The 26509-nt window shown below is 67.0% G+C and carries 23 protein-coding genes and 2 tRNA genes; 17 read left to right on the forward strand and 8 right to left on the reverse strand.

What is annotated here, in order from left to right:
- Positions 1-92: 92 nt before the first annotated feature.
- The 4 genes from ACNJ7E_RS21280 to gatB all read left to right on the forward strand — a co-directional run bounded on the left by ACNJ7E_RS21280 (position 93) and on the right by gatB (position 4643).
- Entirely contained in the window at positions 93-1289 is a 1197-nt protein-coding gene (locus ACNJ7E_RS21280) for a sensor histidine kinase (RefSeq protein ID WP_280781720.1), read from the forward strand.
- 9 nt (positions 1290-1298) lie between these two features.
- Positions 1299-1961 carry a response regulator gene (locus ACNJ7E_RS21285; protein WP_005240363.1) on the forward strand — a complete coding sequence of 221 codons (663 nt, stop codon included), beginning with the start codon at positions 1299-1301 and terminating at the stop codon, positions 1959-1961.
- A 96-nt stretch (positions 1962-2057) separates the two neighbouring features.
- Entirely contained in the window at positions 2058-3089 is a 1032-nt protein-coding gene (locus ACNJ7E_RS21290) for an ATP-dependent 6-phosphofructokinase (protein ID WP_005240365.1), read from the forward strand.
- A gap of 42 nt (positions 3090-3131) precedes the next feature.
- Complete coding sequence (gatB, locus tag ACNJ7E_RS21295) at positions 3132-4643, forward strand: Asp-tRNA(Asn)/Glu-tRNA(Gln) amidotransferase subunit GatB (protein ID WP_283334824.1); 1512 nt, start codon at positions 3132-3134, stop codon at positions 4641-4643.
- A 75-nt stretch (positions 4644-4718) separates the two neighbouring features.
- Here gatB and ACNJ7E_RS21300 read toward each other — a convergent pair whose 3' ends face one another.
- Positions 4719-5867, reverse strand: coding sequence for a PQQ-dependent sugar dehydrogenase (locus ACNJ7E_RS21300; protein ID WP_280781722.1), 1149 nt, complete (start codon positions 5865-5867; stop codon positions 4719-4721).
- 98 nt (positions 5868-5965) lie between these two features.
- On the opposite strand from ACNJ7E_RS21300, the gene ACNJ7E_RS21305 reads away from it, so the two are divergent.
- Positions 5966-6835, forward strand: coding sequence for a DoxX family protein (locus ACNJ7E_RS21305; RefSeq protein WP_418340963.1), 870 nt, complete (start codon positions 5966-5968; stop codon positions 6833-6835).
- A 70-nt stretch (positions 6836-6905) separates the two neighbouring features.
- On the opposite strand, the gene ACNJ7E_RS21310 is transcribed toward ACNJ7E_RS21305, so the two are convergent.
- The 3 genes from ACNJ7E_RS21310 to ACNJ7E_RS21320 all read right to left on the reverse strand — a co-directional run bounded on the left by ACNJ7E_RS21310 (position 6906) and on the right by ACNJ7E_RS21320 (position 11159).
- Complete coding sequence (locus ACNJ7E_RS21310; RefSeq protein WP_005240375.1) at positions 6906-8441, reverse strand: amino acid permease; 1536 nt, start codon at positions 8439-8441, stop codon at positions 6906-6908.
- Positions 8442-8764: 323 nt separating this feature from the next.
- Positions 8765-10609 carry a dihydroxy-acid dehydratase gene (gene ilvD, locus ACNJ7E_RS21315; protein ID WP_418340907.1) on the reverse strand — a complete coding sequence of 615 codons (1845 nt, stop codon included), beginning with the start codon at positions 10607-10609 and terminating at the stop codon, positions 8765-8767.
- A 52-nt stretch (positions 10610-10661) separates the two neighbouring features.
- Positions 10662-11159, reverse strand: coding sequence for a PH domain-containing protein (locus ACNJ7E_RS21320; RefSeq protein ID WP_418340964.1), 498 nt, complete (start codon positions 11157-11159; stop codon positions 10662-10664).
- Positions 11160-11426: 267 nt separating this feature from the next.
- Between ACNJ7E_RS21320 and ACNJ7E_RS21325 the strand changes: the two genes are divergently transcribed.
- The 5 genes from ACNJ7E_RS21325 (at position 11427) to ACNJ7E_RS21345 (ending at position 17823) form a co-directional block, all read left to right on the forward strand.
- Positions 11427-13370 carry an acetolactate synthase large subunit gene (locus ACNJ7E_RS21325; RefSeq protein ID WP_280781723.1) on the forward strand — a complete coding sequence of 648 codons (1944 nt, stop codon included), beginning with the start codon at positions 11427-11429 and terminating at the stop codon, positions 13368-13370.
- Positions 13367-13870, forward strand: coding sequence for an acetolactate synthase small subunit (ilvN, locus tag ACNJ7E_RS21330; RefSeq protein WP_105413058.1), 504 nt, complete (start codon positions 13367-13369; stop codon positions 13868-13870). The genes ACNJ7E_RS21325 and ilvN overlap by 4 nt, the downstream gene beginning before the upstream one ends.
- A gap of 49 nt (positions 13871-13919) precedes the next feature.
- The gene (gene ilvC, locus ACNJ7E_RS21335; protein WP_061700158.1) at positions 13920-14921 is read left to right on the forward strand and encodes a ketol-acid reductoisomerase; all 1002 of its coding nucleotides are present in this window, start codon (positions 13920-13922) and stop codon (positions 14919-14921) included.
- 224 nt (positions 14922-15145) lie between these two features.
- On the forward strand, positions 15146-16741 hold the full coding sequence (gene serA / locus ACNJ7E_RS21340; protein WP_005240386.1) for a phosphoglycerate dehydrogenase: 1596 nt from the start codon (positions 15146-15148) through the stop codon (positions 16739-16741).
- Between the two features lie 71 nt (positions 16742-16812).
- Positions 16813-17823: a 3-isopropylmalate dehydrogenase gene (locus ACNJ7E_RS21345; RefSeq protein ID WP_005573989.1), complete on the forward strand. Its 1011-nt coding sequence runs from the start codon at positions 16813-16815 to the stop codon at positions 17821-17823.
- On the opposite strand, the gene ACNJ7E_RS21350 is transcribed toward ACNJ7E_RS21345, so the two are convergent.
- Positions 17820-19064 (reverse strand): MFS transporter, encoded by a 1245-nt coding sequence (locus ACNJ7E_RS21350; RefSeq protein ID WP_280781724.1) that lies wholly within the window; start codon positions 19062-19064, stop codon positions 17820-17822. The genes ACNJ7E_RS21345 and ACNJ7E_RS21350 overlap by 4 nt on opposite strands.
- 115 nt (positions 19065-19179) lie before the next feature.
- Here ACNJ7E_RS21350 and ACNJ7E_RS21355 point away from each other — a divergent pair, with 115 nt between their 5' ends.
- The 4 genes from ACNJ7E_RS21355 to ACNJ7E_RS21370 all read left to right on the forward strand — a co-directional run bounded on the left by ACNJ7E_RS21355 (position 19180) and on the right by ACNJ7E_RS21370 (position 21865).
- Positions 19180-19953, forward strand: a complete 774-nt coding sequence (locus ACNJ7E_RS21355; protein ID WP_280781725.1) for a fumarylacetoacetate hydrolase family protein — start codon at positions 19180-19182, stop codon at positions 19951-19953.
- 73 nt (positions 19954-20026) lie between these two features.
- Positions 20027-21502 (forward strand): glutamate--tRNA ligase, encoded by a 1476-nt coding sequence (gltX, locus tag ACNJ7E_RS21360; RefSeq protein WP_418340908.1) that lies wholly within the window; start codon positions 20027-20029, stop codon positions 21500-21502.
- Between the two features lie 142 nt (positions 21503-21644).
- Positions 21645-21716 (forward strand) — tRNA-Gln (locus ACNJ7E_RS21365).
- Positions 21717-21792: 76 nt separating this feature from the next.
- Positions 21793-21865: transfer RNA gene (locus ACNJ7E_RS21370), tRNA-Glu, on the forward strand.
- Positions 21866-21926: 61 nt separating this feature from the next.
- Here the strand turns inward: ACNJ7E_RS21370 and ACNJ7E_RS21375 are convergent.
- The 3 genes from ACNJ7E_RS21375 to ACNJ7E_RS21385 form a co-directional block, all read right to left on the reverse strand.
- Positions 21927-22094, reverse strand: coding sequence for a DUF5302 domain-containing protein (locus tag ACNJ7E_RS21375; RefSeq protein ID WP_005240394.1), 168 nt, complete (start codon positions 22092-22094; stop codon positions 21927-21929).
- Between the two features lie 82 nt (positions 22095-22176).
- The gene (locus ACNJ7E_RS21380) at positions 22177-22695 is read right to left on the reverse strand and encodes a pyridoxamine 5'-phosphate oxidase family protein (RefSeq protein WP_418340909.1); all 519 of its coding nucleotides are present in this window, start codon (positions 22693-22695) and stop codon (positions 22177-22179) included.
- 38 nt (positions 22696-22733) lie between these two features.
- Entirely contained in the window at positions 22734-23435 is a 702-nt protein-coding gene (locus ACNJ7E_RS21385; protein WP_005240398.1) for an IclR family transcriptional regulator, read from the reverse strand.
- Positions 23436-23573: 138 nt separating this feature from the next.
- Here ACNJ7E_RS21385 and leuC point away from each other — a divergent pair, with 138 nt between their 5' ends.
- The 3 genes from leuC (at position 23574) to ACNJ7E_RS21400 (ending at position 26482) form a co-directional block, all read left to right on the forward strand.
- A complete protein-coding gene (gene leuC / locus ACNJ7E_RS21390; protein WP_280781728.1) occupies positions 23574-24995 on the forward strand; it encodes a 3-isopropylmalate dehydratase large subunit in 1422 nt (473 codons plus the stop codon).
- 27 nt (positions 24996-25022) lie between these two features.
- On the forward strand, positions 25023-25631 hold the full coding sequence (gene leuD / locus ACNJ7E_RS21395; protein WP_005240402.1) for a 3-isopropylmalate dehydratase small subunit: 609 nt from the start codon (positions 25023-25025) through the stop codon (positions 25629-25631).
- Between the two features lie 158 nt (positions 25632-25789).
- Positions 25790-26482, forward strand: coding sequence for an HU family DNA-binding protein (locus tag ACNJ7E_RS21400; RefSeq protein WP_418340910.1), 693 nt, complete (start codon positions 25790-25792; stop codon positions 26480-26482).
- Positions 26483-26509: the final 27 nt, after the last annotated feature.

A 26509-nucleotide genomic window follows, 5' to 3' on the forward strand; every position in this document is an offset into this window, starting at 1 on the left:
ACCGGTTCGATTCCTGGCTTCGTGGTGCGAGGGCGCCCCGGTCTCATACTCCGGGGCTACGCCGACATGGGCCCGGGGTATGAGGACACTCCGTGACCACGGTTTCTACTGTCGACAGTGTGAAGACGAAGACGCGCATCCGGAGAGCCGCCGAAGGTCAGTGGCTGAACGTGGCAATCGTCGTGGTCACGGCGATCCTGTTCGCCGTGGCGTGGCCGACGCTGCAGCTGACCCACCAGGTCAGTCCTCCCATCCAGCCGTTCGTGGCGGCGCTCGCGACGTTCCCGTTCCTGCTCATCCGGTCGAATCCGGCGCTGGCCTGGGCCGTCTCCGCGATCTCGGCGCTGGTGATTCCGCGCGTCTTCGCACTGCAGGGCGGCTACGACTACCCGTGGCAGGTGGTCCACATCCTCGTGATGCTCGCCCTGCTGGCCGCCGTCAGCATGCGGGCCGCGATTCCGGTCGTCGGTGTGGCATGGATCTCCACCGTCCTGCTGTTCCTCGCCGACACCCCGGGCACCAACGGCCGCGGGTGGGCGGTGGGCCTGACCGCGATCGTCGTCTTCGGCCTGCTGATCCGGTGGCTGGTGCTCTCGCGCAGGCAACTCGCACAGCAGGAGGAGCTGAGCGAGCTCGAGCGCACTCGCCGGACGGTCCTCGAGGAGAAGGCGCGCATCGCCCGGGACCTGCACGACGTCGTCGCGCACCACATGTCGATGGTCGTGGTGCAGGCGCAGAGCGCGCCGTACCGCATCGCCGACATGTCCGACGAGACGCGGGCCGAGTTCGAATCGATCGGAGCCGCCGGCCGTGCCGCGCTGAACGAGGTGCGCGGACTGCTCGGAGTGCTGCGCAGCGACGGCCAGCTGGCCGAGCACGCGCCCCAGCCCGGGGTTCAGCAGATCAGCGAGCTGCTCGAGGGCAGCCGCAGGGCCGGCATTCCCGTCTCCTGGCACGTCGACGGCGACCCGACGCTCGTGTCGGAGTCGGTCGGGCTCGTGATGTACCGCATTCTGCAGGAATCCCTCGCCAACACGGCCCGCCACGCGGCGGGCGCCGCGGTGGAGGTGAAGATCGCGTACGAGTCGCCGATCGCGTCGGTGTCGATCGTGAACGGGCCGCCGAGGCGGAGTCTCGTCTCAGCACTGACCAGGCACGAGTCGACCGGTGGCAACGGCATCATCGGTATGCGTGAGCGTGCGCAGGCTGTCGGGGGCGTACTCACCACCCACTTGCACGACAACGGCGGATTCGAGGTCCACGCCGAGTTCCCGGTCGCCTCCGCCTAGGCTGGCTGGGTGGCCATCACCGTATTCATCGCCGACGACCAGGCTATGGTCCGGCAGGGCTTCGGAGCCCTGCTCGCCTCACAGCCCGACATCAGTGTCATCGGTGACGCTCCGGACGGGGCGGTGGCGGTGAGCGAGGTCCGGCGTCTGCGACCCGACGTGGTCCTGATGGACGTCCGTATGCCGGAGATGAACGGACTCGACGCGGCCCGCGTCATCCTGTCGGCCGGTTTCGATCCGCCGGTGCGCGTGCTCATGCTCACCACGTTCGACGTCGACGACTACGTGTACGAGGCGCTGAGCATCGGGGCCAGCGGCTTCATGCTCAAGGACGCGCCCGCGGAGGAACTCATCCGTGCGGTGCGGGTGGTCGCGGACGGCGAGGCACTTCTCGCGCCGACCGTCACCCGGCGTCTCATCGCCGACGTGACCAGCCGCCGCAGCACGGCGCGCCGCAAACCGGCCGCGTTGTCGGCGCTGACGCCCCGCGAACGCGAGGTGCTCGAACTCATCGCCCGCGGCATGTCCAACACCGAGATCGCGGAGCGCCTGTTCGTTGCCGAGCAGACCGTCAAGACGCACGTCGGCAAGGTGCTGTCCAAGCTGGATCTGCGCGACCGCGCACAGGCAGTGGTCCTGGCGTACGAGAGCGGTCTCGTCACGCCGGGCTGAGGGAACCTGCCGGTCCGAGGTGCCTGAACACGGTTCGAGCGGCAAGATGGGTGATGAGAACCACCATCACCACACGAGACGACGAGGGGTGCTTGGATGCGGATCGGAATGCTCACCGGAGGCGGAGACTGCCCCGGACTGAATGCGGTGATCAGGGCGGTGGTTCGGACCGCCGCCGGCCGATACGGCAGCTCGGTGGTGGGATTCCGTGACGGCTGGCGCGGCCTGCTCGAGGATCGCAAGGTCGTGCTGTCCAACGACGACCGGATCGATCGAATCCTCACCCGGGGCGGCACCATCCTCGGTACCGCGCGGGTCAACCCCGACAAGTTGAAGGCCGGCCTCGACCAGATCCGGCAGACTCTCGACGACAACGGGATCGACGCGCTCATCCCGATCGGCGGGGAGGGCACGCTCACGGCCGCGAGCTGGCTCGCCGAGAGTGGGGTGCCCGTGATCGGGGTTCCGAAGACGATCGACAACGACATCGACTGCACCGACGTGACGTTCGGTTTCGACACCGCTCTGTCGATCGCGACGGATGCGATCGACCGCCTGCACACCACCGCCGAATCCCACCAGCGGGTGATGCTCGTCGAGGTGATGGGTCGGCATGCGGGCTGGATCGCGTTGCACTCCGGGCTCGCGACCGGTGCGCATCTCACTCTCGTTCCCGAGGTCCCGTTCGACGTCGGCGAAGTCTGCTCCCTAGTGAAGAAGCGATTCCAGCGCGGCGATTCGCATTTCATCTGCGTCGTCGCCGAGGGCGCCACTCCGACTCCGGAGTCGATGAGTCTGCGTGAGGGCGGTATCGACGAGTTCGGTCACAAACGATTCACCGGCGTCGCACAGCAGCTCGGCGACGAGATCGTCCGCCGCATCGGCAAGGAGGTGCGGACGACGGTGCTCGGGCACGTGCAGCGGGGCGGCACCCCGACGCCGTACGACCGGGTGCTCGCCACCCGCTTCGGGGTGCATGCCACCGATGCCGTCCACCGCGGCGACTTCGGAAATATGGTGGCTCTGCACGGCACGTCGATCGACCTCGTGCCCCTCCAGGAGGCGACCCGGCGCCTCAAGACGGTGCCGCGGGAACGGTACGAGGAGGCGGCCGCATTTTTCGGCTGACCGCGTTTTCCGGCGAACCACCGGACGCATAAACTCTGTGGCATGACTGCTGTCGACGCTCCGGACCTCCTCGACTACGACGAAGTGCTCGCCAAGTACGAGCCTGTTCTCGGCATGGAGGTGCACGTAGAGCTCGGCACCGAAACGAAGATGTTCTGCCCGTGCCCCACCGAGTTCGGCGCCGAGCCGAACACGCAGGTGTGCCCGGTGTGCCTCGGCCTGCCCGGGTCGCTGCCCGTGGTGAACGAGGCGGCGGTCGAGTCCGCGATCCGGATCGGACTCGCACTGAACTGTTCGATCACACCCTGGGGCCGATTCGCGCGGAAGAACTACTTCTACCCGGATCAGCCGAAGAACTACCAGATCTCCCAGTACGACGAGCCGATCGCCACCGACGGCTACCTCGACGTCGTCCTCGACGACGGCACCACGTGGCGCGTGGAGATCGAGCGCGCGCACATGGAAGAGGACACCGGAAAGTCGCTGCACGTCGGCGGTGCGACCGGGCGCATCCACGGCGCCAGCCACTCGCTGCTCGACTACAACCGCGCCGGGGTCCCGCTCGTCGAGATCGTCACCAAGACCATCAGCGGCGCCGGTGCCCGCGCTCCCGAGGTGGCCCGCGCGTACGTCACCGCGCTCCGCGACCTGCTGAAGTCGCTGGACGTCTCCGACGTTCGCATGGACCAGGGTTCGATGCGCTGCGACGCCAACGTGTCGCTGATGCCGATCGGGGCGACCGAACTCGGCACCCGTACCGAGACGAAGAACGTCAACTCCCTCAAGAGTGTCGAGGTGGCGGTCCGGTACGAGATGCGCAGGCAGGCCGCGGTGCTGGAGGCCGGCGGTGAGGTGATCCAGGAGACCCGGCACTTCCAGGAGGCCGACGGGACCACGTCACCGGGCCGCCGCAAGGAAACCGCCGAGGACTATCGCTACTTCCCGGAGCCCGATCTCGAGCCGGTCGCGCCCAGCGCGGAATGGATCGAGGAGCTGCGTGGCACCCTGCCCGAGCTGCCGTGGGTCCGCCGCGCCCGGATCCAGGCCGACTGGGGTGTGTCCGACGAGGTCATGCGCGACCTCGTCAACGCGGGGGCCCTCGACCTCGTCATCGCCACCGTCGAGGCCGGCGCCTCCCCGGAGGCCGCACGGTCCTGGTGGGTGTCGTACCTGGCGCAGCAGGCGAACACCCGCGGCGTGGAACTCGCCGAGCTGCCGATCACGCCGGCTCAGGTCGCGCAGGTGGTCGCGCTGATCGACAGCGGGAAGCTCAACAACAAGGTGGCCCGCCAGGTGGTCGACCACGTCCTCGAGGGGGAGGGCGACCCCGAGCAGGTCGTCGCGAACCACCCCGAGCTGGTCGTCGAACGCGACGACACGAAGCTGAAGGCGGCCGTCGACGAGGCTCTGGCCGCGAACCCCGACATCGCCGAGAAGATTCGCGGCGGCAAGGTCGCGGCCGCGGGCAAGATCGTCGGCGACGTGATGAAGGCCACGCGTGGTCAGGCCGACCCGGCCCGCGTCAAGGAACTGGTCATCGAGGCCTGCGGCTGAACCCCTTCTGCACCAACGGGACGCTCGTTCGGATCAACCGAACGAGCGTCCCGTTCGTTTCGACGGGGCGGGCCGTCAGTCGAATCCGCCGCCACCGGACGGCAGGGGCATCTTGATCACGCGGTCGTCGTTGGGTCCGGGCTGACCGCCGGTCTTGTTGACGGTGCTCACCCAGATGAGACCGTCGGGTCCGAGCGCGGCGCCGCCGAGTTGGCCGTACCGGTCCTGGACGATGACACCGGGGGCGGTGGTGACCGCTCCCGTGCCGGGGTCGGCAGCGAGTGCGGACATCGCCTTCGCGGTGCTCAGTGACACCGCCACGACGTCACCGGCGGCGACGCAGCCGCCGACGCCGGGCCGCTCCGGCCACGTCCACACCGGCGACGACACGGCTCCGTCGGCGCTGACCCGCAGCAGCCGATCCTCCAGGGGGGTGCGATCGGTGACCCACACGGCCACACCCGGGTCGACGCACACGCCACCGGCGGTCCCGATGCCCGACAGCACCACCTGAGGGCGCGGCTGCGCCGGTGTCGGTGCGGGTGACAGGGCGGTGACCTTCAGCAGTTTCCCGGCAAGGGACGCCGGATCGGCGGCCGCGGCGGCGTTGCCCGCGTTGCCGGTCAGGACCATCAGTTCGTCGCCCGAGAATTCGAGCGAACCCGCATTTCCCGCGCCGCCGCGCGGGATCCCGCCGAGAACCTCCTTGGCGGAGTCTCCCGGTGCGATCCGCACCACCCGGTTGTCGGTCGGGGTGGTGACGTAGGCGTAGATGAGGTTGTCCTCCACGAAACTCGGCGACAGCGCGATGTCGAGGAGTCCGCCGTCCGTGCTGCCGTCGACGTCGACGTGCGCGATCTCCTTGGGGGTCTGCCCCTGGGCGACCTGCAGGATGCGTCCGGTCCGGCGCTCGGCGACGAGGGCGGTGGCCCCGTCGGGGAGGACGACGAGTCCGCCGGTGGTGTCGAGGCAGGTGGCGATCACGCTGGGGTCCGGATCCTGGCACGGTCCCAGCGGACCGCTCGGCGGCGGGGTGGTCGTCGTGGACGGCGGCGGGTTCTCCGGTTCCACCTCGGCGCCCGAGGCACCGGTCGGCTCGGGTGTGAAGGGGGAGGACGCGGAGTCGTCGAATTTCGCGCATCCGGCGGCGAGGACCGCCGTCACGCACAGTGCGGACATCGCCATCTTGCGGGACGCCGTGCGGCGCCGCCCACCCACCATCATGATGGAGACGTTACGGAAGAGTGCGAGGTCGCCGCCACGCCGGTTCCGCCTACCAGCGATGTCCGGCCGGTCGACCTAGGCTTGACGGTGTGACTGACATGCGGAAAGACCCCAGCGAGTCGTCGGACCAGGGTGCTGCCGACCAGAGCGCCTCACCCGGCTACGGCAAGGTCTCGAGCCCTTACGACCTTCCCACCGAGCGCTTTCCGTCGGCCACGCCGACATCCGGTTCCGCGGGGCAGCGTCTGCCGCACACCGACGACGAACTCGACTACGGCGATGCGCGCGGCGGGGGACTCCCCACCGAGCAGATCCCCGCGTACCGGCAGCCGGGGGCGTCCGACATGTCGGACCAGCCGACCCAGGTGATCGGCGCGGGTTCCGGCGCGTCCCTCGGGGCGACAGCGGGCGATCCGTCGACCGACCGGATCGGCGAGGGCGACGTGAAGATCGGCCGCGGCACCCTGGACCTCGGACTGCTGGCCCTGCGACTCGCGGTCGGCGGAACGGCACTCGTGCACGGTCTGCAGAAGCTGACGGGGATGTGGAACGGTCCGGGACTCGACGGGTTCGAAGAGGTACTCGTGAACTCGGGGTTCCAGCAGGCGAAACTGCTCGCGATTCTGGGTGCCATCGGTGAGGTCGCGGGCGGTGCACTGCTGATCCTCGGTCTCGTCACCCCGCTCGCCGCGGCCTCGGTGCTGGCCGTGATGATCAATGCGTGGGCGTTCCGGCAGATCGCGGAACCGGGGCTCGAGTACTTCGCGCCCGCGGGCACCGAGTACGAGACGCTGCTGGGTGTGTGCGCGGGCGTGATCATTCTCACCGGGCCGGGACGCATCTCGCTCGACGGCCGCCGGGGCTGGGCGACGCGCCCGTTCATCGGGTCGTTCGCGGCGCTGATCCTGGGCGTCGCCGCCGGTGTCTGCGTGTGGATCTTCCTGAACGGTGCCAACCCGCTCATCTGAGCGTCTCGTGCATACACGACTGCGCCGCACCCCCGGATCGGGAGTGCGGCGCAGTCGTTTTCGTTCGAGATCAGCGTTGGACGAGTTCCGGGATGTTCTCCTCCTCGGGCGGGCCGGCCTGGGCGGCGAGCTTCTGTCCGAGGACCGACTTGCGCCGGCCGTAGGCGAGGTAGACGACGACGCCGAGGGCCATCCAGACGAGGAACCGGATCCAGGTCTCGACCGACAGGTTCAGCATCAGCCATCCGCAGGCCAGGACGGCGAGGATGGGGACGAGCGGGACCAGCGGAACGCGGAATCCGCGGGGCAGGTCGGGACGCGTACGGCGGAGGATGATGACGCCGATGCAGACGAGGACGAACGCGAAGAGGGTGCCGATGTTCACCATCTCCTCGAGCGTGCCCATCGGGAAGAAGGCGGCGAGGAGCGCGACCACGGCGCCGACGAACAGGGTGATGCGGACCGGGCTGCCGTTCTTGCCGGTCTTGGCGAGACCGCGGGGCACGAGTCCGTCGCGGGACATGGCGAACAGGACGCGGGTCTGGCCGAGCATCATCACCATCACGACGGTGGTGAGGCCCGCGAGCCCGCCGAAGTTGATCGCGGTCTGGGCCCAGGTGATGCCGTGTGCCTCGAAGGCGGTCGCGAGGGTGGCGCTGCTGTCGCCGACGAGCGGGCTACCGGTCTTGAGGTCGGTGTACTTCACCATGCCGGTGAGCACGAGGGTGACGGCGACGTAGAGCACGGTGACGATGGCGAGCGAGCCGAGAATACCGCGGGGGAGCGCCTTCTGCGGGTTCTTGGTCTCTTCGGCGGTGGTGGCGACGACGTCGAATCCGATGAAGGCGAAGAAGACGAGGCTCGCTGCGGCGAGGAGGCCGTACCAGCCGTAGCTGCTGCCGTCCGCTCCGGAGAGGAAGGAGAAGAGGGTCTGGTGCACACCCTGCGCGGCGCTCTCGTTGCTCTCGGCGGGCGGAATGTACGGGGCGTAGTTCTCCTTCTTGATGTAGAAGACGCCGACGGCGATGACGAGGAGGACGACGGCGATCTTGATGGCCGTGATGACGGCGGACACGCGCGAGGACACCTTGGTCCCGATGGCGAGCACGATCGTGATGCCGCCGACGATGATCAGCGAGCCCCAGTCGAAGTCGATGGGACCGAGATGGGCTGTGGTGGATCCGCTGAACCCGAGGACGTTACCCAGATACAGCGACCAGCCCTTGGAGACGACGGCCGCCGCGAGGGCGAATTCGAGGATGAGGTCCCAGCCGATGATCCAGGCGACGAACTCGCCGAAGGTGGCGTAGGAGAACGTGTACGCACTGCCCGCGACGGGGACGGTGGATGCGAACTCGGCGTAGCAGAGGGCGGCCAGGCCGCACGCGATGGCGGCGAGGACGAAGGCGAGCGAGATGGACGGCCCGGCGACGTTGCCTGCAGTCCGGGCGGTGAGCGTGAAGATGCCGGCGCCGATCACGACGGCGACACCGAAGACGGTGAGGTCCTTCGCGGTGAGTTCCCTCCGCAGCCGGGTGTCGGGTTCGTCGGTGTCCGCTATCGATTGCTCAACGGATTTCGTTCGCCAAATGCCGACTCCTGGCATGTGTCGCTCCTTGGTTGTATTCCCGATGGCCTCGTGGGCCGGAGATGTTCCGGTGGTGCTGCCGATTGTGATGTAGGTCTCAACGGCCAACTGAGGGAACCACTACTGAGCGCCGTGTGCAAGAAGCCCGGGCTCAACTGATCAATTCGATCAGTAGAACCTGTTCTCGGGTGTCGCCGTCTGAGCGAGTTGATCACCCGTGAGCGCGGTCACATCCGAGACGGAATCCGTCGTCGCACCGACGACGGAAGCCGGGTGCCGCGGCAGGAAGCTCCTGCTGCGGCACCCGGCTTCGTGTCCGTTCGGTGCGCGGTGCGGGTGTGTCAGGGGACCTGACGGACCGCGCCCTTGTCGGCGGACGTGGCCAGCGCGGCGTACGCCCGCAGGGCGGTGGTGACGGTGCGTTCGCGGTTCACCGGCTGCCACGGACGCTCGGACGACTCCATCTTCGCCCGGCGCTCGGCGAGCACCGCGTCGTCGACGAGGAGTTTCAGCGTGCGGGTCGCGATGTCGATGAGGATCTGGTCGCCGTCCTCCACCAGGCCGATGGCGCCGCCGCTGGCGGCCTCGGGGGAGATGTGGCCGATGGACAGTCCCGAGGAACCGCCGGAGAATCGGCCGTCGGTGATCAGCGCACACTTCTTCCCGAGGCCGGAGCCCTTGAGGAATGCGGTGGGGTGCAGCATCTCCTGCATGCCCGGGCCGCCTGCGGGACCCTCGTAACGCACGACGAGGACCTCACCGGGCTGGATCTTCTTGCCGAGGATCACCGACACCGCCTCTTCCTGCGACTCCACGACGCGCGCGGGCCCCTGGAAGTGGAACAGGTCTTCGTCGATGCCCGCCGTCTTGATGACGGCGCCGTCGACGGCGATGTTGCCGCGCAGCACTGCCAGGCCGCCCTCGACCGTGTGCTTGTGCTCGAAGTCGCGGATGCAGCCGTTGGCGGCGTCCGTGTCGAGCGACGACCAGCGGTTGTTCGTCGAGAACGGTTCGGTGGTGCGGACACCGCCCGGTGCGGCGTGGAAGAGTTCGACGGCCTCGTCGGATGCCTTGCCGGACCGGATGTCCCACGTGTCGAGCCACTCGTCGAAGCTCTCGGTGTGCACCGTCGACACGTCGCTCTCGAGCAGGCCGGCCCGGCGGAGTTCGCCGAGGATGGCGGGGATTCCGCCCGCTCGGTGCACGTCCTCCATGTGGTAGTCCGAGTTGGGGGAGACCTTCGACAGGCACGGCACCTTGCGGCTGATCTCGTCGATCTTGTCGAGGTCGAAGTCGTAGACCTCACCCTCCTGCGCGGCCGCGAGGGTGTGCAGGACCGTGTTGGTGGAACCGCCCATTGCGACGTCCAGTGCCATCGCGTTGCGGAATGCGGCGGGCGTCGCGATGTTGCGGGGGAGGACGGAGTCGTCCTCGTCCCGGTAGTACCGCAGGGCGGCTTCGACGACGGTGGTGCCCGCGCGGGTGAACAGCGCGCGACGGGCCTCGTGGGTGGCCAGCGTGGAACCGTTGCCCGGCAACGCCAGACCGAGCGCCTCGGTGAGGCAGTTCATCGAGTTCGCGGTGAACATGCCCGAGCACGACCCGCACGTCGGGCAGGCGCTGCGCTCGACCTCGGACAGTCCATCCTCGTCGACTTCGTCGTTGGCGCTCGCCGAGATCGCCGTGATGAGGTCGGTCGGTGCCTGGGCGACACCGTTCACCACCACCGCCTTGCCGGCCTCCATCGGACCGCCCGACACGAACACGGTCGGGACGTTCAAACGCAGTGCGGCATTGAGCATTCCGGGAGTGATCTTGTCACAGTTGGAGATGCAGACGAGCGCGTCGGCGGTGTGCGCGTTGACCATGTACTCGACGGAGTCGGCGATGATCTCGCGGCTGGGAAGGGAATACAGCATGCCGCCGTGTCCCATCGCGATGCCGTCGTCGACGGCGATCGTGTGGAACTCGCGAGGTACACCACCGGCGGCGCGGACGGCGTCGGCGACGATGTCGCCGACGTTCTTCAGGTGGACGTGCCCGGGAACGAACTGCGTGTACGAGTTCGCGATCGCGACGATCGGCTTCCCGAAGTCGGAGTCGGTCATTCCGGTGGCGCGCCACAGTGCGCGGGCGCCTGCGGCATTTCGTCCTGCGGTGGTGGTTCGGGACCTCAGCGGGGGCATGAGCGTATTCCTTAGTCAGCGTACGGAAGTACTGACAAACGCTACTCGCGCACTATTCCCCGTCTGTGTCCGGCCGGTTCTTCACCGGCTGCTCGCCGTTCGATTCCGCGTCGGCGTGGTGGGCTGCTTCGTCCGCCGCGGCGGCTGCCGCGTAGGGGTCGGTGATGCGGCCGCCGCTCGCCTCGGCGATATCGGGAAGCCGGTCGAACGTGACGACGGGAAGGGTCACCTCGCCCCCGTCGGTCAGGGTCGCCCGGGCCCAGCCGCGCTTGGGGAAGCGGAATCCCGTGATCTCGGACCACGCCAGCGACCGGCCGCCGAACAGCCGGCGCACTTCGAGTCCGTCGGGCGTGACGGTGGTGCGCACCCGCGCGACCCAGGCCACCGCGACGATCGGGGCGATCACGAGCCAGCCGAAGGCGGCGGGCCAGCCGAAGATGGGGAACGACACGGCGAACAGGAGGAAGGCGCATCCCAGATAGGCCAGGGGAGAAATCCGGATGACCTGCTTGGGCGGGTTCGTGGTGTGGGATGATGATTCTGGTGGCACGGGCTGCTGCGGAGTTGACACCTCTACATCTTCGCACCGCAGCCGATGTATCTCATATTCTGGGACGGCCGACTCACCAAGTTGACTGTTCACTATTAGCGCGCCTACCGTCGAGCGCGTGAAACAGAATGAGTTGCTCGTAATCGGCCGGCGCGTCGTCGCCTGAGTCGATTCCTTCAACTCGCCAGATAACGACGCGCCACCCTCGTACAGCATCAGCTGACGGGGGTTTTTTGTTGCCCGGAGCCAGAATCAGAGGATTTCCCAGTGAGCGCACCAACCGCACGGCCTCAACCCACGCCGCGCAAGTCGGGGGCAGCAAGCCCGACGACCGCGGCCGCCGCGACTCAGACCGGTAGCCGCCGCCAACTCGCCCCCGAGCGGGTCAGCGGCGCCCAGTCCGTGGTCCGAGCCCTCGAGGAGCTCGAGGTCGACACGGTATTCGGCATTCCGGGTGGTGCCGTTCTGCCTGTCTACGACCCGCTCTTCGACTCGAAGAAGGTCCGGCACGTGCTCGTTCGTCACGAGCAGGGGGCAGGCCACGCCGCGACCGGGTACGCCCAGGCGACCGGCAAGGTCGGTGTCTGTATGGCGACGTCCGGTCCCGGTGCGACCAACCTCGTGACGCCGCTCGCCGACGCGCAGATGGACTCCGTTCCGGTCGTGGCCATCACCGGTCAGGTCGGCCGGAGTCTCATCGGCACGGACGCGTTCCAGGAAGCCGACATCTCCGGCATCACGATGCCGATCACCAAGCACAACTTCCTCATCACCGACGGCGTCGACATCCCCCGGATCATCGCGGAGGCCTTCTACCTCGCCTCCAGCGGTCGTCCCGGCGCGGTGCTCGTCGACATCCCGAAGGACGTCCTCCAGGCGCAGACCACGTTCTCGTGGCCGCCGGAGATGCGGCTGCCCGGGTACCGTCCCGTCACCAAGCCGCACGGCAAGCAGGTCCGCGAGGCGGCCCGCCTGATCGCCGACGCGAAGCACCCGGTGCTGTACGTCGGTGGCGGCGTCATCAAGTCGGAATCGTCTCCGGAACTGCTCGAACTGGCCGAGCTCACCGGCATTCCGGTGGTCACCACCCTCATGGCGCGTGGCGCGTTCCCGGACAGCCACACGCTGAACTGCGGCATGCCCGGCATGCACGGCACCGTCGCGGCGGTGGCGGCACTGCAGCGCAGCGACCTGCTGATCACGCTCGGCGCGCGCTTCGACGACCGCGTCACCGGTCAGCTCGATTCGTTCGCCCCCGACGCCAAGGTCATCCACGCCGACATCGACCCGGCGGAGATCGGCAAGAACCGGTACGCGGACGTCCCGATCGTTGGCGACTGCAAAGAGGTCATCGTCGAACTGATCGAGGCGATCAAGGCCGACCTGGCCACCGGAACCACACTGGATCTCACCGAGTGGTGGGCGTACCTCGACGGAATCCGTCGCACGTACCCGCTCAGCTACGACCGTCCCACCGACGGCGCGCTGTCCCCGGAGTACGTGATCCAGGCGGTCGGCAAGCTCGCCGGTCCCGACGCGATCTACTGTGCCGGCGTCGGACAGCACCAGATGTGGGCCGCGCAGTTCGTCAACTACGAGAAGCCGCGCACCTGGCTGAACTCCGGCGGTCTCGGCACGATGGGCTACGCCGTCCCCGCCGCGATGGGCGCCAAGATGGGCATGCCCGACACCGAGGTGTGGGCCATCGACGGTGACGGCTGCTTCCAGATGACCAATCAGGAACTCGCCACCTGCGCGCTCGAGGGCATCCCGATCAAGGTTGCGCTCATCAACAACGGCAACCTCGGCATGGTGCGCCAGTGGCAGACGCTGTTCTACGACGAGCGCTACTCCAACACCAACCTCGGCACGCACGGCGCGATCCGCATCCCCGACTTCGTCAAGCTGGCGGAGGCGTTGGGCTGCCACGGCATTCGCGTCGAGCGCGAAGAGGACGTCGAGGCGGCGATTCGCGAGGCGCAGGCCATCAACGACAAGCCGGTGGTGATCGACTTCATCGTCGGCGCCGACGCCCAGGTGTGGCCGATGGTCGCCGCGGGCACCAGCAACGACGAGATCATGGCGGCGCGGGGCATCCGTCCGCTGTTCGACGACGACGAGGCGGCCGCCGAGCCGGCCGTCATCCACGAGGCCATGGAGCGCGAGCAGCGTTCGGGCACGGCCGCAGCGGCCGGGGAGGAAGATCAGTGAGCACCAGCCACACCCTCAGTGTTCTCGTCGAGGACAAGCCGGGCGTGCTGGCCAGGGTGGCCGCGCTGTTCTCGCGTCGTGGGTTCAACATCGAGTCGCTCGCCGTCGGTGGCACCGAGATCCCCGAGATCTCCCGCATGACCATCGTCGTGACCGTCGACGAGTTCCCGCTCGAGCAGGTGACCAAGCAGCTCAACAAGCTCATCAACGTCATCAAGATCGTCGAGCAGGACGGTGAGGCCTCCGTCGCCCGCGAGCTGGTGCTCATCAAGGTGCGAGCCGACGCCAGCGTGCGCACGCAGGTGATCGAGACGGTGAATCTGTTCCGCGCCAAGGTGATCGACGTCTCCCCGGAGTCGGTCACGATCGAGGCGACTGGAACGCGATCCAAGCTGGATGCGCTGCTGCGGATGCTCGATCCGTACGGTATCCGGGAGATCGTGCAGTCCGGGGTCGTGGCCGTGGGACGGGGGCCGAAGTCCATCACGGCCACTCGCTAGTACTTTAGATACGCAAATCCAAGAAAGAGGTTGAACTGTGGCAGTCGAGATGTTCTACGACGACGATGCCGATCTGTCGATCATCCAGGGCCGTAAGGTCGCTGTGATCGGTTACGGAAGCCAGGGCCACGCGCACTCGCTGAGCCTGCGCGACTCGGGCGTCGATGTGCGTATCGGCCTCAAGGAAGGCTCGAAGTCCCGCGCGAAGGCCGAGGAGCAGGGCCTGACCGTCGGTACCCCCGCCGAGGTCTCCGAGTGGGCCGACGTGATCATGGTGCTCGCACCCGACACCGCGCAGGCGTCGATCTTCACGAACGACATCGAGCCCAACCTGAAGGACGGCGACGCGCTGTTCTTCGGACACGGCCTCAACATCCACTTCGACCTGATCAAGGCTCCGGAGTTCGTCACCGTCGGCATGGTCGCCCCCAAGGGCCCCGGCCACCTGGTGCGTCGTCAGTTCGTCGACGGCAAGGGTGTTCCCGCGCTCATCGCGATCGACCAGGACCCGAAGGGTGAGGGCCAGGCCCTCGCGCTGTCCTACGCCAAGGGCATCGGCGGCACCCGCGCCGGCGTCATCAAGACCACGTTCAAGGAAGAGACCGAGACGGACCTCTTCGGCGAGCAGGCCGTGCTCTGCGGCGGCACCGAGGAACTGGTCAAGACCGGTTTCGAGGTCATGGTCGAGGCCGGCTACGCGCCCGAGATGGCGTACTTCGAGGTGCTGCACGAGCTCAAGCTCATCGTCGACCTCATGTACGAGGGTGGCATCGCCCGCATGAACTACTCGGTGTCCGACACCGCGGAGTTCGGTGGCTACCTCTCCGGCCCGCGCGTCATCGACGCCGGCACCAAGGAGCGCATGAAGGCGATCCTGGCCGACATCCAGTCGGGTGAGTTCACTCGCCGCCTCGTCGCCAACGTCGAGAACGGCAACACCGAGCTCGAGGGCCTGCGCAAGGCCAACGCCGAGCACCCCATCGAGGTCACCGGCAAGAAGCTGCGCGACCTGATGAGCTGGGTCGACCGCCCGATCACCGAAACCGCCTAGGTTTCACTGCTTTACAGTTCCACCGAACCGCCGGCCCGATGTCGCATCGGTCTCGTCAGAGGCCCCGGATGTGACATTGGGCCGGTGTTGTTTCGTGTCCGATTCCGTTGTTGCAGGCGTCCACTATGTGGTATCGCGGACCAGGATGCGGTTTCCCTGTGAGGGCGGACTAAGCTGTGTGTGGTTAAAACACCCCCACACCCACCTATTCAGGGAGTTTGCACGTGAGCCAGCCAGGCCGTCCTGTAGTTCTGATCGCCGACAAGCTCGCGCCGTCCACCGTCGAGGCATTGGGCGACGGTGTGGAGGTGCGATGGGTCGACGGACCTGATCGCCCGGCCCTGCTCGCGGCGGTGCCCGAGGCCGACGCGATCCTCGTCCGTTCCGCCACCACCGTGGACGCCGAGGTCCTGGCGGCCGGTACCAAGCTCAAGATCGTCGCCCGGGCCGGCGTCGGTCTCGACAACGTCGACGTGCCCGCCGCCACCGAGCGTGGTGTCATGGTGGTCAACGCGCCGACGTCCAACATCCACACGGCCGCCGAGCACGCAGTCGCGCTGATGCTCGCCACCGCGCGCCAGATCCCCGCGGCCGACGCCACCCTGCGCGACCGCGAATGGAAGCGCAGCAAGTTCAACGGTGTCGAGATCTTCGGCAAGACCGTCGGCGTCGTCGGCCTCGGCCGCATCGGCCAGCTGTTCGCGCAGCGTCTCGCCGCGTTCGAGACGCACGTCATCGCGTACGACCCCTACGTGTCGGCCGCCCGTGCCGCGCAGCTCGGCATCGAGCTCGTCACCCTCGACGAGTTGCTCGAGCGCGCCGACCTCATCTCCGTGCACCTCCCCAAGACTCCCGAGACCAAGGGACTGCTCGGCACGGAGAACCTGGCGAAGACCAAGAAGGGCGTCGTCATCGTCAACGCCGCCCGTGGCGGTCTGATCGACGAGGCAGCGCTGGCCGAGGCCATCAAGTCGGGTCACGTGCGCGCCGCGGGCCTCGACGTGTTCGAGACCGAGCCCTGCACCGACAGCCCGTTGTTCGACCTGCCCGAGGTCGTCGTGACGCCGCACCTCGGTGCCTCCACGAGCGAGGCTCAGGACCGCGCCGGAACCGACGTCGCGAAGTCCGTACTGCTCGCTCTCGCAGGTGATTTCGTTCCCGACGCGGTCAACGTGTCGGGTGGCGCCGTGGGCGAGGAAGTTGCCCCGTGGCTCGAGATCGTCCGCAAGCAGGGTGTGCTCATCGGGGCCCTGTCGGGTGAACTGCCCGTCAACCTCTCCGTCGACGTGCGCGGCGAGCTGGCCTCCGAGGACGTCGAGGTGCTCGCGCTCTCGGCTCTGCGCGGTGTGTTCTCCGCCGTCATCGAGGACGCGGTCACGTTCGTCAACGCTCCCGCACTCGCGGAAGAGCGCGGCGTCACGGCCGAGGTCACCAAGGCCGCCGAAAGCCCCAACCACCGCAGCGTGGTGGACCTGCGCGCCGTGTTCGGCGACGGCAGCGTCATCAACGTCTCGGGCACGCTGACCGGCCCGCAGCAGGTCGAGAAGATCGTCAACATCAACGGCCGCAACTTCGAACTGCGCGCCGAGGGTCTCAACCTGGTGGTGAACTACACCGATCAGCCCGGCGCGCTGGGCAAGATCGGCACGCAGCTCGGCAACGCCGGCATCGACATCCAGGCTGCGCAGCTCAGCCAGGACGCCGAGGGCGAGGGTGCGACCATCCTCCTCCGCGTCGACCGGGAGGTGCCGAGCGAGGTGCGGGACGCGATCTCGACCGCTGTCGGCGCCACCAAGATCGAGCTCGTCAACCTGGCCTAATCCCCACTGTGCGCGTGTCACGACCCCTGTTGTCGTGGCACGCGCACAGCTCTATGTGAAGTGAGGCGTTCATGAAGCTTGCGGTCATTCCGGGTGACGGCATCGGTGTCGAGGTCACGGCCGAGGCACTGAAGGTGCTGCGGAAGCTCGTACCCGATCTCGAGACCACCGAGTACGACCTCGGTGCCCGTCGATACAACGCCACCGGGGAACTGCTCCCGGATGCCGATCTCGCGGCGATCCGCGAGCACGACGCGATTCTGCTGGGCGCCATCGGCGACCCGTCGGTGACGCCGGGTGTGCTCGAGCGGGGGCTGCTGCTGAACATGCGATTCGCGTTGGATCATCACGTGAATCTGCGTCCGTCCCAGCTGTATCCGGGATCGAAGTCGCCGCTCGCGGCGCAGCCGGACATCGACTTCGTGGTCGTGCGCGAGGGCACCGAGGGTCCGTACACCGGCAACGGTGGCGCGATCCGCGTCGGCACCCCGCACGAGATCGCGACCGAGGTGTCGATCAACACGTGGTTCGGTGCCGAGCGGGTGGTGCGGTACGCGTTCGCGCTCGCGCAGACCCGGCGTAAGCACGTCACCCTGATCCACAAGACGAACGTCCTCTCCAACGCCGGTGCGATCTGGACGCGTGCCGTGGAGACGGTGTCGGCCGAATACCCGGACGTGGAGACGGCGTACTGCCACATCGACGCGGCCACCATCTACATGGTCACCGATCCGTCGCGATTCGACGTGATTGTGACGGACAACCTGTTCGGCGACATCATCACCGACCTCGCGGGTGCGGTCACGGGAGGCATCGGACTGGCGGCGTCGGGGAACATCGACGCGTCGGGGACGAACCCGTCGATGTTCGAGCCGGTGCACGGCAGCGCCCCGGACATCGCCGGCCAGGGGATCGCGGATCCCACGGCGGCCATCCTGTCCGCGGCGCTGCTGCTGCGTCACGTCGGCCGGGACGGCGATGCCGCGCGCATCGAGGCCGCCGTCGAGGCCGATCTGGCGTCCCGCGGCGACTCGAAGGTCGTCACGTCGGAGGTCGGCGACCGGATCGCTGCCGCCCTCTAGGACCGCGATTCGATCTTGTCTCCCTCGATCCCCGTGGCCCGATCTTCGGACCGGGCCACGGGGATCAGTGGTATCGAGGCGGCCGGAAATGCCGCGGCTATGGCGAAAGTCACCGGGAAGCCGACGATTCCGATCAGTGCGCCGAACACCGGGGGAACGAGCGAGGCCGCGACGAACTGACCGGTGTTCTGGACACCGAGCGCGCGTCCGCCCCAGAACGGGCCCGCGATCTCGGCGACCGCGGTGAAGGCGAGGCCGTTCGGTGCCACCGTCGCGACGGACGCCGCGAGCAGCGCCACGATCGCCACCGGCGTATCCATTGCATCCGTCACGGCGAGCGCCGCCATGGACACTCCGCCGGCGACGGCGACCCAGCGAAGCGGACGCATACGACTGCCCACCACGTCGGACCAGAAACCGACCCCCATCCGGCCGAACGCGCCGAGGATCTGGGCGACTGTCACGATCAGGCCTGCCGCCGTTGCTTCCCAATGCCTTTCGGAGATCAGCCACACGAGCGCGTACGTCCACACCGTGTACTGGGGCACGACGAGCAGCACCGAGACGGCGTGGATGCGCCACAGAGTTCCGCTGTCGCGGTACGGATTCGCGAGCATGCCGAGATTTGCCGCGGCGCTTCGGCTCGGCCTGGGCGGATCGACAACCCAGAGTGCACAGGCCAGCGCGGCGGTCGCGCACAGGATGGCGGGCAGCGCGAGCGCCCATCCGATGCCGTGGTCGTGTGCGACCGAGGGCAGCGTCAGCGCAGCGCAGGCAATGCCGAGCGGCAGCGACATCTGCCGGATACCCATCGCCAGTCCGCGGCGCTCGGGCGGGAACCATCCGACGACGACGCGTCCGCTCGCGGCATTCGCCGAGGCGGCCGCCATGCCGCCGACCAGCAGGAAGGACGCGGTGGCCGTGAGTGATCCGGACAGGGCCGCGCCGATTCCCGCGGCCGCCGTGGCCGCCATCCCGGCGGCCAGCACTCGGCGTTCGCCGTAGCGATCGGCGAGGGCGCCCCACGCGATCAGCGTCAGCATGACTCCGAGGGTGGGTGCGGCGACGAGGAGTCCGGTACGGGCGAGGCTGAGCCCGTGATTCTCCTGGAGTTCGGGGATCAGGAAGGCGACGCCGTTGACGAAGACCGCCTGTGCGGCCTGGGCGAACATCCCGAGGGTGAGCATCCACCATCTGCGGGCAGTTCCGACGGCGGACGGCGTGTCGAGCGATGCTGTCATGTCATCTCAATATCTAGGATTGAAGTCTCATATATTGGGGAACATGCGGAGTCTATACCTCCCGTCCCGCGGCGTCCCGGCACGGCGGTGCACCCGGGCCGATAGACTCGGTGTCATGCGTCTTGGTCGAGTGGCAAGTCCCGATGGTGTTGCGTTCGTCAGTATCGAGGGGGACGAGGAGTCCCGGATCGCGAAGGAGATCGCCGAGCACCCGTTCGGCACCCCCACTTTCACCGGCCGGAGCTGGCCGCTCGCCGACGTGCGACTGCTGGCACCGATCCTCGCCAGCAAGGTCGTCGCGATCGGAAAGAACTACGCCGCCCACGCCGCCGAAATGGGAGGAGAGGCGCCGGCCGATCCTGTGATCTTCCTCAAGCCCAACACCTCGATCGTGGGCCCCGACGCCGCAATCGTCCTGCCGAAGTCCTCCAATGAAGTTCATTACGAAGGAGAACTCGCGGTCGTCATCGGACGCCCCTGCAAGGACGTGCCCGCTGCCAAGGCTCTCGACGTGGTGCTCGGGTACACGGCCGCCAACGACGTGACGGCCCGCGACCACCAGCGCCACGACGGGCAGTGGACGAGAGCGAAGGGCCACGACACGTTCTGCCCACTCGGGCCGTGGATCGAGACCCGGCTCGACGCCTCCGACGTCGACATCACCACTGAGGTGGACGGAGTGGTGAAGCAGCGGAGCAACACTTCGCTTCTGCTGCACGACATTCCGAAGATCATCGAATGGGTGTCGGCCGTCATGACGCTGCTCCCGGGCGACGTCATCCTCACAGGCACCCCGGAAGGCGTCGGGCCGATCGTGGACGGCCAGAGTGTGAGCGTGACCATCGGTGGCATCGGCACCCTCACCAACCCGGTGACCGCCAAGCGCTGACGGCTCTCGTGTCGACATCGGGAGCGGACTAGCCTGTAGGAGTCCGTTTTCCCAGCGTCGACCCAAGTGAGCCATGACCACAAGCGAAGTTCGCGTCCGTTTCTGCCCGTCGCCCACCGGAACCCCGCATGTGGGGCTCGTCCGAACCGCCCTGTTCAACTGGGCGTTCGCCCGTCATAACGGTGGGTCGTTCGTGTTCCGCATCGAGGACACCGATGCTGCCCGTGACAGCGAGGAGTCGTACCAGGCGATCCTGGACGCGCTGCGCTGGCTCGGACTGAACTGGGACGAGGGCCCGGAGGTCGGGGGACCGTACGAGCCCTACCGTCAGTCCCAGCGACGGGACCTGCATCTGGACGTCGTCGCGAAACTGCTCGCGGCGGGCGAGGCGTACGAGTCGTTCTCGACGCCCGAGGAGGTCGAGGAGCGGCACAAGGCGGCCGGCCGCGATCCCAAGCTCGGCTACGACAACTTCGATCGTGATCTGACACCGGAGCAGAGGCAGGCGTTCCTCGACGAGGGCCGCAAACCCGTGGTCCGGCTCCGGATGCCGGACCACGACCTGACGTGGGACGACCTCGTGCGCGGCGAGACGACGTTCAAGGCCGGAACCGTTCCCGACTTCGCCCTCACCCGCGGCAACGGGATTCCGCTGTACACGTTGGTCAACCCGGTCGACGACGCGTTGATGAAGATCACACACGTCCTGCGCGGCGAGGACCTGCTGTCGTCGACGCCGCGGCAGCTCGCCCTCTACGAGGCGATGCAGCGGATCGGCGTCGCAGATTTCACTCCGAAGTTCGGGCATCTGCCGTTCGTCATGGGTCAGGGCAACAAGAAACTGTCCAAGCGTGATCCCGAGTCGAATCTCTTCATCCATCGCGACCGCGGTTTCGTCCCCGAGGGATTGTTGAATTACCTGGCGCTGCTGGGCTGGGGCATTTCCGACGACCACGACGTGTTCTCGCTGGACGAGATGGTCGCCGCCTTCGATATCTCCAAGGTCAATTCCAATCCGGCCCGGTTCGACCAGAAAAAGGCCGACGCGATCAACGCCGAGCACATCCGGCTGCTCGAGCCCGCTGATTTCGCCGCGCGCCTGCGCGCGTTCCTGACGCTCCACGGCCATCTCGGGGAGACCGTGGACGAGTCCGTCTTCGCGACCGCCGCCGACCTGGTCCAGACGCGCATCGTGGTCCTGTCCGACGCCTGGGAACTGCTGAAGTTCCTGTTCGTCGACGAGGCCGACTTCGCGATAGACCCAGCCGCCGCTGCCAAGAACCTGGGCGCCGACTCCGCACCGGTTCTCGACGCCGCCCTCGCGTCGCTGGACGCAGTCGGGGCATGGGATGCGGCCTCACTGGAAGAGGCCCTCAAGACCGCTCTCGTGGACGAATTGGGCCTCAAGCCACGTAAGGCGTTCGCTCCGGTGCGGGTGGCCGTCACGGGCTCGCACATCAGCCCGCCGCTCTACGAATCGATGGAACTGCTCGGACGCGACGTCTCGCTGTCCCGGCTGCGCTCTGCGCGGGCCGGCATCGCCGGCTAGAACGCCGCTCTCGGGCCGAAAAGGGTGCAAAAACAGCCTCTGACCATGCGATTTGGTAAATCCCGGCAGTAGGCTGGTAATCTCTTCTTCGGCCCGAGGCGGGCCGCAGAGCCCAGAAGCTCAGCGGTTCGAGAACGGCCATTGGGGTATGGTGTAATTGGCAACACAGCGGTTTCTGGTACCGCCATTCTAGGTTCGAGTCCTGGTACCCCAGCGGAAGTTCGGCCGATTTTGACTCCGAACTTCTGGAAGCTATGCTTGCTGAGCTTCCAAAGCAAGAAAAAGTTCCTGGCCCCGTCGTCTAGCGGCCTAGGACGCCGCCCTCTCAAGGCGGTAGCGCGGGTTCGAATCCCGTCGGGGCTACAAATTGAAACACCCTCCAAGAAATTGGAGGGTGTTTCTTTTTATCCGGACGATGTGTCGTTTATCCCGTCTTGCGGCGGAATTCGCGTTTGTGGTCGGCGGGCCCATGGGCCTCGTGCGCCTTGGAATGTCCGTCCTTGTGATCGGTGGACAGTCCGGCCTGATGATTCTTCCGCTCGAGTGCTTCGCGGAATTTCTTTTTCGTGTCCTCGTTACTGGCGTCGGTCATGGTGAACTCCCTCGGGTAGTCGGTTCACTCTGTGAAGCTACGCCGAGGGCACCGAGAATGCTCCCGTTTTTTCTGCGCGGCGTCAGGCGCGGCGGTCGGCCGTCTCCAGGTACGCGGCCGTGGTCCCGCCCACCGGCATCGCGGGCAAGCCGAGCTTGGCATGATCCCAGCTTCTGATGCGCTCGGGAACGATCCGCACGACAACCCGCTTGTGGAGCAGCTGATCGACAGCGGGACGCAGATCGTCGGTGTAGGGCCCGGTGTACCGTTCCCACACGCTGACGCCGACCGCGAACATCGCGTCCGGGTCCTCCACGATCTCCGCCCGGCCCTCGATGGAGATTCCGCGCAGGGTGTCGTACGTCTGGCCGTCCTCGATCAGGACGGTGACGCGGTCGTCACGGCGCAGGTTGACCGCTTTCTGCGATTTCGACTTCGTCTCGAACCACATCTCGCCGTCGATCACGGCGTACCACATGGCGACGAGGTGGGCTCGGCCGTCCGCTGCCACCGTTGCGAGCGTGGCGATCCGGCTCCGATTCACGAATTCGGCGATCTCCGAATCCGTCATCGTGATCTGCGATCGTTGGTTCTTCCCCATCGGCTTCTCCTGTCGCGGTGAACGTCGGTCGTGGTCGATCAGAGCCTCTTGTGCAACGCCTCGGCGGCGGCGAGAAGGTCGGCCGCCCAGCGGGCGCCGGGACGCCTGCCCATCCTGTCGATGGGGCCGGACACCGAAATTGCTGCGATGACAGCGCCGCCGGCATCCCGGACGGGTGCGGCGACACTGGCGACACCGGGTTCCCGCTCGGCGGCGCTCTGTGCCCAGCCGCGCCTGCGGACCTCGAGCAGCACGCGTTCGCCGAACGCCGCGTCGGGAAGAATCGCGCGCTGGGTCTGTGGGTCGGCCCAGGCGAGAAGGACCTTGGCGCCCGAGCCGGCGCTCATCGGCAGTCGTGCCCCGACGAGGACGGTGTCGCGGAGACCTGTGGGCGGCTCCATCGCCGCCACGCAGATGCGCTGAGTGCCTTCCCTGCGGTACAGCTGCACGCTCTCCCCTGTGATCTCGCGCAGCCGCGGAAGGACGAGGGCCGCCGCCGAAACGAGTGGATCGTTAGCCGTTGCAGCGAGTTCGGCGAGGCCGGGACCGGGGCACCACAGCCCGTCGGAGTCGCGGGTCAGGAGGCGGTGGACCTCGAGCCCGACGGCCAGCCGGTGGGCGGTGGCGCGGGGGAGTCCGGTGCGCGAGCACAGTTCAGTGAGGCTGCAGGGCTTCTCGGCCACGGCATGCAGCACGCCCACCGCTTTGTCAAGGACTCCGATGCCGCTATGCTGTCTCATAGGTCGATACCACTTTCTCGCATACTGGGATCATAGCGCACCTTCGTCTCACGTCGAGTGCGTGTCCGGGAAGAGGGTAACGACATCAAGCGCACGGCGGACCGGCCCGAAGCCCGCGGTGCGAGAAGACACACAGAGGTGGAGAAGATGGCGGAGAAAGCACGCACCCTGGCAGAGAAGGTGTGGGAAGACCACGTCGTGGTCCGGGGTGAGGGAGACAACCCCGACCTCATCTACATCGACCTGCATCTCGTTCACGAAGTGACGAGTCCGCAGGCATTCGACGGACTCCGGCTGGCGGGGCGCCCACTGCGCCGACCCGACCTGACGATCGCCACCGAGGATCACAACGTCCCCACCGTCGACATCGACAAGCCGATCGCAGACCCCGTCTCCAAGACTCAGGTGGACACGCTGCGGCGCAACTGTGAGGAATTCGGTGTCCGGCTGCACCCGATGGGAAACATCGACCAGGGCATCGTCCACGTGGTCGGCCCGCAGCTGGGCCTCACCCAGCCCGGCATGACCGTGGTGTGCGGTGACAGCCACACGTCCACCCACGGCGCCTTCGGCGCGCTCGCAATGGGTATCGGCACCAGTGAGGTCGAACACGTCATGGCGACGCAGACGTTGTCGTTGCGTCCTTTCCGGACGATGGCGATCACCGTGGACGGCGAATTGCCCGACGGCGTGACGAGTAAAGATCTCATTTTGGCTGTCATCGCGAAGATCGGAACGGGCGGCGGCCAGGGCTACGTCCTGGAGTACCGCGGCGAAGCGATCCGGAAGATGTCGATGGAAGCGCGGATGACCGTCTGCAACATGTCCATCGAGGCGGGTGCGCGGGCAGGCATGATCGCCCCCGACGAGATCACCTACGAATTCATCAAGGGACGTCCCCATGCGCCGAAGGGCGCCGACTGGGACGCCGCGGTCGAGGCCTGGGAGCAGTTGAAGACCGACGAGGGTGCGGTTTTCGACAACGAGGTCCACATCGACGCGAGTTCCCTGACGCCGTTCGTGACCTGGGGCACCAACCCGGGGCAGGGACTGCCGCTCGGCGAGGCCGTGCCGAATCCTGCCGACATCGTGGACGAGAGCGCGCGTCACGCCGCGGAGAAGGCGTTGACCTACATGGGTCTCGAAGCCGGAACTCCGTTGCGTGAGGTGGCGATCGACACAGTTTTCGTGGGTTCGTGCACCAACGGCCGGATCGAGGATCTGCGCGCCGTGGCCGATGTGTTGCGTGGCCGCCACGTCGCCGACGGGGTCCGGATGCTGATCGTGCCGGGCTCGATGCGTGTTCGCGCGCAGGCCGAAAAGGAGGGTCTCGGCGAGATCTTCACCGCCGCTGGCGCCGAATGGCGGCAGGCGGGGTGCTCGATGTGCCTCGGGATGAACCCGGATCAGCTCGCGCCCGGCGAGCGTTCGGCCTCCACGTCCAACCGCAATTTCGAAGGCCGTCAAGGCAAGGGCGGCCGGACTCACCTGGTTTCGCCGCTGGTCGCCGCCGCGACCGCGGTCCGGGGAACACTGTCCGCGCCGACAGATCTGGCCTAGGACCCAAGGAATTTAGGAGATTTTTCGATGGAATCCTTTAGCACACACAAAGGTATCGGCGTTCCGCTGCGGCGATCCAACGTGGACACGGACCAGATCATTCCGGCGGTCTACCTGAAACGAGTGACCCGCACCGGTTTCGAGGACGGCCTGTTCGCCGCGTGGCGGAACGATCCGAACTTCGTTCTGAACGTCGCCCCATACGACAAGGGCAGTGTTCTCGTGGCCGGGCCCGATTTCGGCACGGGCTCCTCCCGGGAGCACGCCGTGTGGGCGCTATCCGACTTCGGATTTCGGGTCGTGATCGCCTCTCGCTTCGCCGACATCTTCCGCGGCAACGCCGGCAAGGCCGGTCTGCTGGCCGCTCAGGTGGCCCAGTCGGACGTCGAACTGCTCTGGAAACTGCTCGACGAGCAACCCGGTCTCGAATTGATTGTCGACCTCGAGAACAAGACTGTGACGGCCGGAACCACCGTGGTGCCCTTTGCGATTGATGACTACACACGGTGGCGTCTGATCGAGGGCCTGGACGACATCGGATTGACATTACGGCAGGTAGAAGCCATTTCCGAGTTCGAAAAGTCAAGGCCTTCTTGGAAACCTGCGACTCTTCCGGAGCCCACTCCAGCCGACTGAAAGTTGGAATCGGAGCCCTGTCTGCCAGATAATAAGTTCCTGAGAATGGTGCCGCGTTGTATGAGAATTGGCGTGGCACATAGACTCCTGCGGTATTCAGGTTTACCGTAGTTCGTAGTCGGTCCGATGATGGACCATTAGTTCGCGGAGGAATTTCAATGAATAAGGCAGAGCTCATCGATGTTCTGACCGAGAAACTGGGCACGGACAGGCGCACGGCAACGGAAGCTGTCGAGCATGTCGTGGACACGATCGTCCGGGCAGTGCACCGCGGCGACAGCGTGACCATCACCGGTTTCGGTGTCTTCGAGCAGCGTCGTCGCGCGGCACGTGTCGCACGCAACCCGCGCACGGGTGAGACCGTCAAGGTCAAGCCGACGTCTGTGCCGGCGTTCCGTCCGGGCGCTCAGTTCAAGGCGGTTATCGCTGGCGGCCAGAAGCTTCCGGCCACCGGTCCGGCAGTCAAGCGCGGCGCAGCGGCGCCCGCCACCAAGGCTGCTGCCAAGAAGGCTGCTGCCAAGAAGACGGCTGCCAAGAAGACTGCAGCCAAGAAGGCTCCGGCCAAGACCACGGCCGCGAAGAAGACTGCAGCCAAGAAGGCTCCGGCCAAGACCACGGCCGCGAAGAAGACCGTCGCGAAGAAGGTGGCTCCGGCCAAGACCGCAGCCAAGAAGACTGCAGCCAAGAAGGCTCCGGCCAAGACCACGGCAGCCAAGAAGACCGTCGCGAAGAAGGTGGCTCCGGCCAAGACCACGGCCGCGAAGAAGACTGCAGCCAAGAAGGCTCCGGCCAAGACCACGGCAGCCAAGAAGACCGCAGCAAAGAAGGCTCCCGCGAAGCGCGCCAAGTAATACAGCGCACACGGGACTGCCCGAGCA

This window comes from Rhodococcus mengyinensis, from assembly GCF_048381435.1.
GTDB classification, from domain to species: Bacteria; Actinomycetota; Actinomycetes; order Mycobacteriales; family Mycobacteriaceae; genus Rhodococcus_F; species Rhodococcus_F opacus_D.

Coding starts and splice junctions, on each gene's coding strand:
- ACNJ7E_RS21290 (WP_005240365.1), top strand. CDS start 2,058: ATGCGGATCGGAATGCTCACCGGAGGCGGAGACTGCCCCGGACTGAAT.
- gatB (WP_283334824.1), top strand. CDS start 3,132: ATGACTGCTGTCGACGCTCCGGACCTCCTCGACTACGACGAAGTGCTC.
- ACNJ7E_RS21300 (WP_280781722.1), bottom strand. CDS start 5,867: ATGATGGTGGGTGGGCGGCGCCGCACGGCGTCCCGCAAGATGGCGATG.
- ACNJ7E_RS21305 (WP_418340963.1), top strand. CDS start 5,966: ATGCGGAAAGACCCCAGCGAGTCGTCGGACCAGGGTGCTGCCGACCAG.
- ACNJ7E_RS21310 (WP_005240375.1), bottom strand. CDS start 8,441: ATGCCAGGAGTCGGCATTTGGCGAACGAAATCCGTTGAGCAATCGATA.
- ilvD (WP_418340907.1), bottom strand. CDS start 10,609: ATGCCCCCGCTGAGGTCCCGAACCACCACCGCAGGACGAAATGCCGCA.
- ilvC (WP_061700158.1), top strand. CDS start 13,920: ATGTTCTACGACGACGATGCCGATCTGTCGATCATCCAGGGCCGTAAG.
- ACNJ7E_RS21345 (WP_005573989.1), top strand. CDS start 16,813: ATGAAGCTTGCGGTCATTCCGGGTGACGGCATCGGTGTCGAGGTCACG.
- ACNJ7E_RS21350 (WP_280781724.1), bottom strand. CDS start 19,064: ATGACAGCATCGCTCGACACGCCGTCCGCCGTCGGAACTGCCCGCAGA.
- ACNJ7E_RS21355 (WP_280781725.1), top strand. CDS start 19,180: ATGCGTCTTGGTCGAGTGGCAAGTCCCGATGGTGTTGCGTTCGTCAGT.
- gltX (WP_418340908.1), top strand. CDS start 20,027: ATGACCACAAGCGAAGTTCGCGTCCGTTTCTGCCCGTCGCCCACCGGA.
- ACNJ7E_RS21375 (WP_005240394.1), bottom strand. CDS start 22,094: ATGACCGACGCCAGTAACGAGGACACGAAAAAGAAATTCCGCGAAGCA.
- ACNJ7E_RS21380 (WP_418340909.1), bottom strand. CDS start 22,695: ATGGGGAAGAACCAACGATCGCAGATCACGATGACGGATTCGGAGATC.
- ACNJ7E_RS21385 (WP_005240398.1), bottom strand. CDS start 23,435: ATGAGACAGCATAGCGGCATCGGAGTCCTTGACAAAGCGGTGGGCGTG.
- leuD (WP_005240402.1), top strand. CDS start 25,023: ATGGAATCCTTTAGCACACACAAAGGTATCGGCGTTCCGCTGCGGCGA.
- ACNJ7E_RS21400 (WP_418340910.1), top strand. CDS start 25,790: ATGAATAAGGCAGAGCTCATCGATGTTCTGACCGAGAAACTGGGCACG.